This is a genomic window from Parabacteroides chinchillae, assembly GCF_900108035.1.
Lineage (GTDB): Bacteria > Bacteroidota > Bacteroidia > Bacteroidales > Tannerellaceae > Parabacteroides > Parabacteroides chinchillae.
Map to the genome: position 1 here is coordinate 178,049 of NZ_FNVS01000001.1, position 12,629 is coordinate 190,677.

Here is a 12,629-nt window from a genome sequence, read left to right on the forward strand (position 1 = left end):
AGTATTTGGGTAGGCAACAAAAAAAGAAACTGCCTGACTATTTGCCGTCAGACAGTCTCTCTATTTTATTTAAGAATAATATATTCAATTATTCAACACCCCACTGCTGATTAGCTAAACGTTTGTAGTTGTTATAACGCCATTTAGCATTGTCTTCAGCAGCCTGATACAGCTCGGCAGCTTCTGTCGGATACTGTTTCATCAAGGAAGCAAAACGTACTTCACTCTTCAGGAAGCCCTGGAACTTAGCCCATTCGGGTTCCTTAGAATCAAGTGTAAACGGATTCTTACCTTCTGCTTCAAGAGCAGGATTGTAACGCCACAAATGCCAGTAACCACATCCTACAGCTTCTTTTTCTTCAGCCTGAGATTTACCCATACCAGCTTTCAAGCCGTGGTTAATACATGGTGCATAAGCAATAATCAAAGAAGGACCGTCGTATGCTTCAGCTTCGCGGATAGCTTTCAATGTCTGAGCTTGGTCGGCACCCATAGCAATCTGTGCAACATATACATAACCGTAAGTAGTAGCCATCAGACCGAGGTCTTTCTTACGTACTCTCTTACCGGAAGCAGCAAATTTGGCAATTGCACCTACCGGAGTAGCTTTTGAAGACTGACCACCAGTGTTAGAATATACTTCGGTATCCAAAACAAGGATATTAACATTCTTGCCGGAAGCAATTACATGATCCAAACCACCGTAACCGATATCATAAGAAGCACCGTCGCCACCGATAATCCACTGTGAACGTTTTACCAGGAAGTGAGACATTTCCTTGATCTGAGCACAAACCGGGCAGCCTTCGGCAATTCCCTGTTCAACAAATGCCATAATCTGCGGAGCCAATTCCTTAGTCTTGTCTGCATCGTTCATGTTTGCTATCCATGCAGCTGCAGCTTCTTTAGCTTCAGCCGGAGCATGTTCGCCTGCAACGATCTTATTCATCAGGTTAGCCAGGCGTTCACGCATCTTTTCGTTAGCCAATTCCATACCCAGGCCAAATTCGCAAAAGTCTTCGAACAATGAGTTAGCCCAAGCCGGACCCTGTCCTTTTTCATTCAGAGTATACGGAGTTGAAGGAACTGAACCTGAATAGATAGAAGAACATCCGGTAGCATTAGCAACCATTTCACGGTCACCGAATAGCTGAGTAATCAGTTTTACGTATGGAGTTTCACCACAACCTGAACAAGCACCAGAGAATTCAAACAACGGAGTAGCGAACTGAGAATTCTTTACATTCATCTTCACATCTACCAAATGTTGTTTGCTCTTCACATTTTCAACACAGTATTCCCAGTTAGGAGCTTCTGCCAATTGAGATTCCAAAGAAACCATTGACAATGCCTTATTACCCTTGAAGCCCGGACAAACATCGGCACAGTTACCACAACCCAAACAGTCAAGAACTGATACCTGAATACGGAACTTCATACCCTTCATAGTAGCCGGAGCCTTTACATCCAACATCGGGAAGTTTGCACCTTTCTGTTCTTCGTCATCCAATACAAACGGACGGATTGAAGCGTGAGGACATACATAAGCACACTGGTTACACTGAATACAGTTTGCGTCATTCCATACCGGAACAAATGCAGCCACACCACGTTTTTCATATTTAGCAGTACCCTGATGCCAAGTACCATCTTCGATACCCTTGAAAGCCGATACTTTCAATAAGTCACCATCCTGGGCATTAATCGGGCGAACTACTTCATTAATAAATGCCGGATCATTATTTGTCACTTCTTCATCATCTGGCAGGGCAGCCCAAGCCGGATCAACGAATAGTTTCTGATATTCACCACCACGATCTACAGCAGAATAGTTCTTATTTACAATTTCTTCGCCCTTCTTGCCGTAAGACTTCATGATGAATTTTTTCATCTGTTCTACAGCCAGATCAACAGGTATTACACCTGTAATACGGAAGAATGCAGACTGAAGGATTGTATTTGTACGGTTACCCAAACCTATTTCCAATGCAATCTGTGTGGCATTGATATAGTAAACGGTAATATTCTTTTGAGCAAAATAGCGTTTTACCTTATTGGGTAAATGTTTAGCCAGTTCTTCACCGTTCCACACTGTATTCAACAAGAATGTACCGTTTTCACGCAAACCACGCGTTACGTCATACATACGCAGGTAAGCCTGAACGTGACAAGCTACGAAATTCGGCGTATTTACCAAGTAAGTCGAACGGATCGGATGATCGCCAAAACGCAGGTGAGAACAAGTAAAGCCTCCTGATTTCTTAGAGTCATAAGCAAAATATGCCTGACAATATTTGTTTGTATTATCACCGATGATCTTAACCGAGTTCTTGTTTGCACCAACTGTACCATCAGCACCTAAACCGTAGAACTTAGCTTCGAACATGCCTTCGCCACCTAAAGCGATTTCTTCTCTCTGAGGGAGAGAGGTGAATGTGATATCATCAACTATACCAATTGTAAACTGGTTCTTCGGCATCGGTAATGCCAAATTTTCATATACGGAAATAATCTGGGCAGGAGTAGTATCTTTTGATCCTAAACCATAACGGCCGCCAACAATAACCGGAGCATTTTCAACACCGTAATAGCAGTCTTTTACGTCCAGATACAACGGTTCGCCATTTGCTCCCGGCTCTTTTGTACGGTCCAGAACCGCAATGCGTTTAACAGTCTTTGGCATAGCAGCCAAGAAATGTTTAGCAGAGAACGGACGATATAAGTGAACTGAAACCAAACCAACCTTTTCACCTTTGGCTACAAGATAATCGATAGCTTCGCGAGCAGCTTCCGTTACAGAACCCATTGCGATAATTACGCGTTCTGCATCTTCGGCTCCGTAGTAATCGAACAAACCATATTTACGACCTGTAATCTTAGCTATTTCATTCATATATTCCTCTACAATAGCAGGAACGGCTTCATAGTAAGAATTACTTGATTCTCTATGTTGGAAGAAATGATCCGGATTTTCAGCCATACCACGTGCAACCGGATTTTCAGGATTCAAAGCACGAGCACGGAATTCGGCCAAAGCCTTCTGATCGATCAGCGGAGCCAGATCTTCATTTTCCAAAGCCTCGATCTTCTGGATTTCATGAGAAGTACGGAAACCATCGAAGAAGTTCATGAAAGGAACACGAGATTTGATTGTAGCCAGGTGGGCAACACCTGCAAGATCCATAACTTCCTGTACAGAGCCTTCAGCCAACATAGCGAAACCTGTCTGACGCGCAGACATTACATCCTGATGATCGCCAAAAATACACAAAGCATGTGAAGCCAGTGTACGGGCAGATACATGGAATACGCATGGAAGCAATTCTCCAGCAATCTTGTACATGTTAGGAATCATCAACAACAAACCCTGAGAAGCAGTGTAAGTTGTAGTCAGAGCACCAGCCTGCAATGAACCGTGAAGGGCACCTGCAGCGCCACCCTCAGATTGCATTTCCTGTACCATAACAGTTTCGCCGAAAATATTCTTACGTCCGGCAGCCGCCCATTCGTCCACATACTCAGCCATTGTAGACGATGGTGTGATTGGGTAAATAGCAGCTACTTCGCTAAACATATAAGAGATATGTGCAGCAGCCTGATTACCATCACAGGTTAAAAATTTCTTCTGTTTTGTCATAGACCTATAAACTATTAGTATTTAATAAAGAATCTCATTAGTTCAAATTAGTATAAAAAACCGAACAACCAAAGCGGAATCATGTTTCCATCCCCTACTTCAGTCTTATCAACAGCATAATATAAATCAGGATTGTTTCTCACTTTCATGTTTTCTTCAATCCGGAAATTATATTTGGAATTCACTAAAAAGTGAGTATTTTTCACTCCTTCATTTAAAGTATTGTCCTTCAACAACTGATTATAGAAGAAGGATTCCCGCACAGCCCCCATATTCACCTCCATAGGACGAATCGGGTACATCAGATTCGAATTATACATATATACCTTAGCCGGTTTCTTCGGGAACGATTCTCCCACAGGGTAGAGCATATTCATCAAACGGGCATCTGTCAGGTATTTTATATAATTCATTACCGTTGCACGTGACGTTTCAATATCTTTACTCAACTGACTCACATTAGGAGTACAGGGAGCACTTGTTGCCAACAAATAAAGCAGTTTACGCAGTTTTGGCAAATAGCTTTGTTCTATTTGTTTTATATACAAGACATCTACCTCCAACATCATATTCATAGTTTTCAACAGGTTCTCCGAAAAATTACGTTTTTCCAAAAAGAACGGATAAAAACCATGATGCAAATAATCCTGAAAGTAAGCCATCGGTTTTGCAACCGAACAAATTTTTTTCGCTATATCCTGATGATTTTGCAGTATATCATCAAAAGTATACGCCGGAAATTCATTTCCCGACATTAAATTCAGAAACTCACGGAAGGAAAAACCACGCAGATTATAAGAAACAACTTTTCCTGACAAATCGGGATTTTCTTCTTTCAACCTCATTACAGAAGAACCAGAAAAAACGATTTTAAGATCAAGGAAATTATCATAACAGTAACGGAGCTCTTTCGACCAACCCGAATATTTAAACACCTGGTCTATAAGCAACACCTTACCTCCTTTTGCTCTAAACTCAGCAGCAAAATCTACCAGTGTACGTTCCGTAAAATAAAAATGATTCAAATTTATGTACAGACATTCTTTATTATCGGCGCCAAAATATTCACGGGCGTAATCCAGCAAAAATGTAGTTTTGCCTACACCGCGGGAACCCTTAATACCGATCAACCGGTCATCCCAGTTGATTTCATCCATCAATCCTCTACGTACCGGTGCCTGCAAATGTTCCACCAAATACTTATGTGTTTTAAAGAATGCTTCCACTTTTCCAGTTAATAGTTGACAAGTGACAGTTAACAATTTCCTGCAACTGTATCAAATTATAAACGTGGCAAAGATAATTAATCTTCTTAATATTGCAACACAGAGTTAGCAATTTTCACCATAAAATATTAATTCAAAACTATCACTTATCAACTATTATTTACTAAAAGATATTATTCAATGGTTGTAACCCAGTTGTAGGTATCGGGTTCGTCACCGTATTGGATACCACGAAGTTTATTGTAAAGCTTTTCGCAAACAGGACCAGGCTTACCATCCTTGGATATTATATACGACTTATTCATGTCAATATCATCAATCTGAGAAATCGGAGCAATCACTGCAGCCGTTCCACATTCTGCAGCTTCTTCAAAAGTAGCAATTTCATCAAACGGAACCGGACGGCGTTCTACCTTCAGCCCCATATCTTCAGCTAATTGCTGCAAACTTTTATTTGTAATAGAGGGAAGAATAGAATTAGACTGCGGCGTGATATAACTATTTCCACGAATACCAAAGAAATTAGCGGGGCCACATTCATCCAGATACTTCTTTTCTTTTGGGTCCAGATATAACACTGCGGCATAGCCCAGTTCTTTTGCTTTTTCGCCGGCTACCAGACTGGCGGCATAGTTACCACCAACTTTAATCGTACCTGTTCCATGAGGCGCAGCACGGTCATAATCACGCATAATGCATACTTTTGAAGGCTTGAATCCACCTTTAAAGTAAGGACCTACAGGCGTAACAAATACCATAAACATATATTCTGGAGCTGGTTTTACTCCGACCTGGGCACCCAAACCTATCATCAGCGGACGAATATATAAAGCAGCACCGCTTTCATAGGGCGGAACAAAGCGTTCGTTTAATTTGACAACTTTACGTATAGCTTCTTCAAATTTCTCAACCGGAAGCTCAGCCATCTTAATGCCACGGCTTGAAGACTGCATACGTTTGGCATTTTCATCCATACGGAATACGCGGATTTTTCCATCCTTTCCTTTAAAAGCTTTCAAGCCTTCAAAAGATTCCTGTCCGTAATGTAAGCATGTAGCTGCCATGTGGATGTTTATAATCTCCGAAGAAGAAACTTCCAATTCCCCCCATTTTCCATCCCTGTAATAGCATCTTACATTATAATCCGTCTTCATATATCCGAAAGACAGATCAGACCAATTTATACTTTCCATATCTTACGTTATTAGATTATTGAACGCAAAGATATTAATAAAACTATAGAATGACACAAAAATACGTACAAAGATAAACATCTATAAACATAAGCCGTATCTCTATCTCAATTCTCTACAAACATGTATTAATGCCCCGTATACAAAAAAAGTTGTACTTTTATTTCAATACTTCAATCAATTCTGGCATTAATAAAGAAACAGAATGTTCACATTGTGCAGTATAGAAATTCCCATCCGCAACAAAGGCATCATCCGTTGCTACACCATTCAGGATAGCTGGCTTAGCCAAAGGATGAACAGCCAATTTTCTGCCTTTATCCACTCCGGCTATTTCAAACATCAGTGCAGCAGCACAATGCCCAACCATTAACTTGCCCTTATCTGCAAACTCTTTAATTACTGCCAATAAATCTACATTATATGCTTCCGAAGCATGTTCTTTAAATACAGGCACTGCATCACCACATGAAAATACCAAAGCATCATAATCATCAGCATGACCTATTAAATTTTTTACAACATCATCAGCCTGGATCATTATACCAGAATTCGCACGTATGTTTTTTCCATCGGAAACTGCATACACTTTATATGGAATACCATTTTCGAAAAAAGATTCCAGATACTGAAACAAACCATATCCATTTACCGGATTAACTGCTAAAACTGCTACTTGCTTTGCCATAACATTATAAAATTAGATGAGACAATAGTTATTAATAGTAAGTTTATTACTTTTGTATCGCAAATATATACTGACTCTTTCATGCGAACAAGAAGGCACATAAAAGTCAGTCACTTACATTGAAGTAACTAATATTGAAACACAATCCATTAGAACAGGTTAAATTATGCAAAATTTTCACCCTACGGGATTTTGCCCGATCCGTGACATAATAAGCCGCCTCAGCAGTAAATGGGGTATGCTTATCCTGATTACTCTAAATGCCAACAATACGATGCGATTCAATGACATTCAAAAAAGTATCGGAGACATTTCACAACGTATGCTTACAGTTACTCTTCGTGCATTGGAAGCTGATGGATTAGTCAGCCGAACCATCTATGCGGAAGTTCCGCCACGTGTCGAATATAAACTTACCGAAAGAGGGAATAGTTTGATTCCTCTTTTAAAGAATCTTGTAGACTGGGCAATCGCAAATACCGACGCTATCCTGCAGGAACGGACAGACAAAAAATACGAAGAAACTGTTTGATTGTAAAAACAGGTAAGATTTATTACTTTTGCAACAAAATAAAACACAATATGAAAGTAATCGACTTGATAAAAAGCAGTAAAAGCACTGCCTTTTCTTTTGAAATACTACCTCCTTTAAAAGGAAATAGTATTCAAAAAGTTTACAACGTAATTGATAAACTCAGGGAATTTAATCCTAAATACATTAATATAACCTCCCATCACAGCGAATCCATATATAAAACATTATCGGATGGAAACCTCCAAAAGGTAAACATCCGTAAACGTCCCGGATCTGTAGCAATTGCGTCTGCCATACAATACAAATATGGAATTACAGCGGTGCCCCATATTATATGTAAAGGATTTACAAAAGATGAAACGGAATATGCTTTAATCGATCTCAACTTTCTGGGTGTTTACGATCTGTTATTATTGAGAGGAGACATAAAAACGTTAGATGCCGACCAAAAGACCAACCAATACCATGAACATGCTACCGATTTACAGAAGCAGGTAAACAATTTCAATAAAGGAATTGCCATAGACGGTTCGGCATTTGAAGCAAATGAAACTCCATTTTCGTATGGAATGGCATGCTATCCCGAAAAGCACGAAGAAGCCCCCAACATGGAATCTGACATCTTTTACCTGAAAGAGAAGGTTAAAAACGGAGCCGATTATCTGGTAACACAAATGTTTTTCGATAATGAAAAATATTATGCTTTCGTAGAACGCTGTCGCAAAGAGGGTATTACTGTTCCTATTATTCCGGGAATCAAGCCGATAGTATTCAAAAATCAACTGACCGTACTTCCTAAAATATTTCGTTCCGACATACCGGAAGCCTTTGCTTGCGAACTCCGCAAATGTAAAAACGACGAAGAAGCTAAAGAAGTTGGTGTTGAATGGTGTATTCAACAATGTAAAGACCTGATCGCACATGGTGTGCCGAGCCTCCATTTTTATACGATGATGGCTTCGGACAGTGTTCAAAAGATAGCAAAAGAAATATATTAAAAGAAAGGGCGTATTATATACATATCTATAATACGCCCTTTCCTGTTTGATTTTTATATGCTATCTTCTCGGTTTAATCCCAGTTGATAATTGGCCATAGCTGCAGCCATTTTAGTAATAGCCAAACCATTTATAAATAACGGATATTCATTTTTAATATCGATTTATGTTTTTATAAACTTAATTCTTATTTCATAGATAACCATTTTCGGGTATCGTTATTTCTCTTATTCAATGGTTCCACCCGTATATATCAACAAGATGGAAGCTTTCTTTTTCCTATGTATATTCATATATAAAAACAGTTGCTACCTTTCGTTTACATAACGCAAAGGCAGCAACTATCATTTTGTCATCAAAACATATTGTATAATATTTATTAATGCATAATATATTCGCAATAACCGCAATAAAAACCCACAAAATAATCAAATTATCAGAATTGTTCCAATATTTGGATGCGCTTCCCTATAGGTGGATGCGTAGCAAAAAGACCACTCAGGCCACTCAGAGCACTCTCTGCCTGTTTACCCGGATGTTCTATAAAAAGTTGTGCAACATCTTCACGATGAACAGCTTCAATATCAGGGTCAGCTGAGATCTTCCTTAAAGCGCTAGCCAATGCACGAGGATTTTTAGTCATCTCTGCCGCACCGGCATCTGCCATGTATTCCCTTTTACGGGAAATTGCAAAGCGCATTAACATTGAAAAAAAATATCCCACCGCAGCAACCAACATTACCAAAACAATCACAATTGTTCCGTTCCCTTTTCCTTCCCTGTCCCGCGATGAGGTAAATGAAGAATAATAAACAGAGCGCATTGCTATCTGAGCCAACATGGCAAAAATTCCGACAAATACGATTGAAACAATAAGCAACCGTACATCCCGATTACGAATATGGGAAAGTTCATGGGCAATCACCGCTTCCAGTTCTTCATCATTTAACTTATCAATAATGCCCCGGGATAATGTTACAGTGTAGGTATTTTCATTAATTCCACTGGCAAAGGCATTCAAAGAATCGTCATCAATGATGTTCACTTTTGGCATTTTCATACCTTGAGCCATACATAGGTTCTCCACCAAATTATACACACGCTTATTATCCTTTCGTTCCAACGGACGAGAGCCGGTTGCCGAATTGATAATACTGGTATTTGCAAAATAAGCAATAATAAACCATAGCAAAACACCACCCAATACATACGGAGCAAAATGAATAAACATAGCCGTGGAATAACTCAACATTTGCGTCTGTGTCAGGCCATCATCATTATAAGCCAGTAAAAGCAATAAATAACAAAACGCATACAACAGCCCTATCACCAGACAGGGAAAAAGGAAAAGCAAAAGCATGGAACGAAAATTATTCTGCCTCTGCTGTGTATGTATACCAACGTATTGCATCCTTATCAAAACTTAATTTTCGGAGCCTCTTCCAACGTAGCACGCTGTTCACCTAAATCAAACATTGTTTCTTTATGGAAACCGAACATATTGGCAATAATATTGGACGGGAAAGTTTGGATTGCATTATTCAGTTCCTTTGTTGCCGAATTGAAATAACGTCTTACAGAAGACAATTTGTTTTCCAGGTCTGCAATCTCTTCCTGCAGTTGAAGGAAATTTTGATTTGCTTTCAGGTCGGGATAAGCCTCCAAAGTGATCTTCAAGCCGGAAAGTGCGGAAGTCAGCATATTATCTGCTGCAATTTTTTCATCAATTGTTTTTGCATTAACGGCTCCGTTACGAGCATTGATGACTCTTTCTAACGTTTCTTTTTCATGTGACGCATACCCTTTTACTGTTTCTACCAATTGCGGAATCAAATCATAACGTTGTTTTAACTGCACGTCGATATCAGCAAATGCATTCTCCCGGTTGTTTCTCAGCTTCACCAAAGAGTTATACAATGAAATTACCCAAATAACAATAACCGCAACAACAGCGATAATAATAATTGATGTCATAGATGTCAAAGTTTATAATTATACTTGTGGCAAACATACATAAAAAACAGATATTATTTCTACTTTTGTTCCATTACTAATTGAATATATCTAATTGTATCATGAAAAAATTAATCGTATCGGCTATATGCCTTTTAAGTGCTACTCTCATTTCAGCCCAAACACCGGAATATAAAGATTGGGCCAATTTCGGTAAATTTACAAAAGCGAACACAACCGTAGAGAAACCGGTGGCTGTATTTATGGGAAATTCCATTACTGAAGGATGGTGGAATAACAATCAGGCTTTTTTTACTTCCAACAATTATGCAAACAGAGGTATCGGAGGACAGGTAACATCCCAGATGTTGGTGCGATTCCGTCCTGACGTAATCAATCTTCATCCGAAAGTAGTAGTTATTCTTGCCGGTATAAATGACATTGCATATAATGATTATGCCGTACCATTAAAGAACACGTTCGAAAACATAGCTTCAATGGCCGATCTTGCCCGGGCAAACAATATTAAAGTTATCCTTTGCTCTACACTTCCGGCATACGAATTCCCTTGGCGTCCTGGTGTAAAGCCTGCTCCACTGGTAAAAGAATTAAACAATATGATTAAGGATTACGCAGATAAAACAGGGGCTATTTATCTGGACTATTATACTGCAATGGTTGATGAACGAGGAGGTCTTTCTGCCGAAAATGCGTCAGACGGAGTACACCCTACCACCAAGGGATACAAAATCATGGAACCGATGGTAAAAGCAGCTATTGAAAAAGCATTGAAATAAATTTCCGGACAAGAATTCACTTTTAGTAAAAAGATCCCGATGATTTTATAAAACCATCGGGATCTTTTTTATAAATGACCGGGATGATTTATTTATATCATAATAAAGGACACACAAATTATTTTTTCAAAAAAAACAGCAATACTATTTGCAGATTATTATACAATCTCTATATTTGCTGCCGTAACAAGAGAACAAAATGAAAACATTCATAGTAAATACATATTGGTGGTGGCGCTCCGTACAACTCAAAAGTTCGTAAGGGACGAAGCCTATATGTATATACCTGAATAGTACAAAATACAATAAAGAGGTCTGTCGCACTTGCGGCAGGCCTCTTTTCTTTTTATCACAAAAACATAAAAACAACAAAATAAAAGAATCAAAGATGAAAACGTATCAAGTAGACAAAAATGGTTACTACGGTGAATTTGGAGGAGCTTATGTCCCGGAAATCCTTCACCAATGCGTAAAAGATCTCCAGAATGCTTACCTCGAAGTATTGGATAGCGAAAGCTTCAAAGCTGAATACGATCAGTTGCTCCGCGATTACGTAGGCCGTCCTTCCCCCCTTTACCTTGCCAAGCGGTTAAGTAAAAAATACGGCTGCAAAATCTACCTCAAACGGGAAGACCTGAATCATACGGGCGCCCACAAGATAAACAACACAATCGGGCAAATCCTATTGGCACGCCGGATGGGCAAAACCCGTATCATTGCAGAAACAGGAGCCGGTCAGCATGGTGTTGCTACTGCCACTGTGTGCGCCCTGATGGACATGGAATGTATTGTGTACATGGGTAAAACGGACGTAGAACGTCAGCACGCTAATGTACAAAAAATGGAGATGCTCGGCGCAACTGTTATTCCCGTCACCTCCGGCAACATGACACTGAAAGACGCCACAAACGAAGCCATTCGCGACTGGTGTTGTCATCCCTCCGATACATATTACATCATCGGTTCTACTGTTGGTCCTCACCCCTATCCGGATATGGTTGCCCGCCTACAATCGGTTATCAGCGAAGAAATACGGAAACAGCTACAAGAAAAAGAAGGCCGGAATTATCCTGATTACCTGATTGCCTGTGTAGGCGGAGGAAGTAATGCAGCCGGAACCATCTACCACCATATTGATGACAAACGCGTAAAGATCGTACTTGCCGAAGCCGGAGGAAAAGGTATCCATTCGGGCATGAGTGCCGCTACCATCCAACTTGGCAAAAAGGGTATCATCCATGGCGCCCGTACCCTGGTGATGCAAAGCGAAGACGGCCAGATAGAAGAGCCTTACTCCATTTCCGCCGGTCTGGATTATCCCGGTATCGGACCAATTCATGCCAACCTGTCCGTCAGTCGCCGGGCAAAGATACTGGCCGTAGATGATGACGAGGCTTTAAAAGCCGCTTTCGAACTAACCGAACTTGAAGGCATTATCCCCGCATTGGAAAGCGCACATGCGCTGGGTGCTCTGCCTAAGGTTGATTTCAAAAAAGAAGACATTGTTGTACTGACAGTTTCAGGACGTGGAGACAAGGATATGGAGACATATATCAATTATAAAAACAACTAATTGAATATCATGTAAACTGGTATTAAATA

10 protein-coding genes are annotated in these 12,629 nt (G+C 39.9%); 4 read left to right on the forward strand and 6 right to left on the reverse strand.

Annotated elements, in window-relative coordinates; all coding sequences use genetic code 11:
• Nucleotides 1–88: 88 nt before the first annotated feature.
• The 4 genes from nifJ to C4S38_RS00695 form a co-directional block, all read right to left on the reverse strand.
• The gene (gene nifJ / locus C4S38_RS00680; protein ID WP_103982121.1) at nucleotides 89–3,637 is read right to left on the reverse strand and encodes a pyruvate:ferredoxin (flavodoxin) oxidoreductase; all 3,549 of its coding nucleotides are present in this window, start codon (nucleotides 3,635–3,637) and stop codon (nucleotides 89–91) included.
• 47 nt (nucleotides 3,638–3,684) lie between these two features.
• Nucleotides 3,685–4,863 (reverse strand): ATP-binding protein, encoded by a 1,179-nt coding sequence (locus C4S38_RS00685; protein ID WP_099465488.1) that lies wholly within the window; start codon nucleotides 4,861–4,863, stop codon nucleotides 3,685–3,687.
• 173 nt (nucleotides 4,864–5,036) lie between these two features.
• Nucleotides 5,037–6,056 (reverse strand): branched-chain amino acid aminotransferase, encoded by a 1,020-nt coding sequence (locus tag C4S38_RS00690; protein WP_103982122.1) that lies wholly within the window; start codon nucleotides 6,054–6,056, stop codon nucleotides 5,037–5,039.
• A 160-nt stretch (nucleotides 6,057–6,216) separates the two neighbouring features.
• Nucleotides 6,217–6,744 carry a DJ-1/PfpI family protein gene (locus C4S38_RS00695; RefSeq protein ID WP_103982123.1) on the reverse strand — a complete coding sequence of 176 codons (528 nt, stop codon included), beginning with the start codon at nucleotides 6,742–6,744 and terminating at the stop codon, nucleotides 6,217–6,219.
• A gap of 166 nt (nucleotides 6,745–6,910) precedes the next feature.
• Here C4S38_RS00695 and C4S38_RS00700 point away from each other — a divergent pair, with 166 nt between their 5' ends.
• Both C4S38_RS00700 and metF read left to right on the forward strand, forming a co-directional pair.
• On the forward strand, nucleotides 6,911–7,276 hold the full coding sequence (locus C4S38_RS00700) for a winged helix-turn-helix transcriptional regulator (RefSeq protein WP_103982124.1): 366 nt from the start codon (nucleotides 6,911–6,913) through the stop codon (nucleotides 7,274–7,276).
• Nucleotides 7,277–7,326: 50 nt separating this feature from the next.
• Nucleotides 7,327–8,277, forward strand: a complete 951-nt coding sequence (gene metF, locus C4S38_RS00705) for a methylenetetrahydrofolate reductase [NAD(P)H] (RefSeq protein WP_099465508.1) — start codon at nucleotides 7,327–7,329, stop codon at nucleotides 8,275–8,277.
• A gap of 436 nt (nucleotides 8,278–8,713) precedes the next feature.
• Here metF and C4S38_RS00710 read toward each other — a convergent pair whose 3' ends face one another.
• Nucleotides 8,714–9,688, reverse strand: coding sequence for a M48 family metallopeptidase (locus C4S38_RS00710; protein WP_103982125.1), 975 nt, complete (start codon nucleotides 9,686–9,688; stop codon nucleotides 8,714–8,716).
• 5 nt (nucleotides 9,689–9,693) lie between these two features.
• The gene (locus C4S38_RS00715) at nucleotides 9,694–10,251 is read right to left on the reverse strand and encodes a LemA family protein (protein ID WP_099465256.1); all 558 of its coding nucleotides are present in this window, start codon (nucleotides 10,249–10,251) and stop codon (nucleotides 9,694–9,696) included.
• Between the two features lie 101 nt (nucleotides 10,252–10,352).
• Between C4S38_RS00715 and C4S38_RS00720 the strand changes: the two genes are divergently transcribed.
• The gene (locus C4S38_RS00720) at nucleotides 10,353–11,027 is read left to right on the forward strand and encodes an SGNH/GDSL hydrolase family protein (RefSeq protein WP_103982126.1); all 675 of its coding nucleotides are present in this window, start codon (nucleotides 10,353–10,355) and stop codon (nucleotides 11,025–11,027) included.
• Between the two features lie 388 nt (nucleotides 11,028–11,415).
• A complete protein-coding gene (gene trpB / locus C4S38_RS00730; RefSeq protein WP_103982127.1) occupies nucleotides 11,416–12,600 on the forward strand; it encodes a tryptophan synthase subunit beta in 1,185 nt (394 codons plus the stop codon).
• The last annotated feature ends 29 nt before the right edge of the window (nucleotides 12,601–12,629 follow it).

Bases quoted from the DNA above. Each gene is read 5' to 3' on its own strand.
- C4S38_RS00690 (WP_103982122.1), bottom strand. From the start codon at position 6,056: ATGGAAAGTATAAATTGGTCTGATCTGTCTTTCGGATATATGAAGACG.
- trpB (WP_103982127.1), top strand. From the start codon at position 11,416: ATGAAAACGTATCAAGTAGACAAAAATGGTTACTACGGTGAATTTGGA.
- C4S38_RS00700 (WP_103982124.1), top strand. From the start codon at position 6,911: ATGCAAAATTTTCACCCTACGGGATTTTGCCCGATCCGTGACATAATA.
- C4S38_RS00695 (WP_103982123.1), bottom strand. From the start codon at position 6,744: ATGGCAAAGCAAGTAGCAGTTTTAGCAGTTAATCCGGTAAATGGATAT.
- C4S38_RS00720 (WP_103982126.1), top strand. From the start codon at position 10,353: ATGAAAAAATTAATCGTATCGGCTATATGCCTTTTAAGTGCTACTCTC.
- metF (WP_099465508.1), top strand. From the start codon at position 7,327: ATGAAAGTAATCGACTTGATAAAAAGCAGTAAAAGCACTGCCTTTTCT.
- C4S38_RS00715 (WP_099465256.1), bottom strand. From the start codon at position 10,251: ATGACATCAATTATTATTATCGCTGTTGTTGCGGTTATTGTTATTTGG.
- C4S38_RS00710 (WP_103982125.1), bottom strand. From the start codon at position 9,688: ATGCAATACGTTGGTATACATACACAGCAGAGGCAGAATAATTTTCGT.
- nifJ (WP_103982121.1), bottom strand. From the start codon at position 3,637: ATGACAAAACAGAAGAAATTTTTAACCTGTGATGGTAATCAGGCTGCT.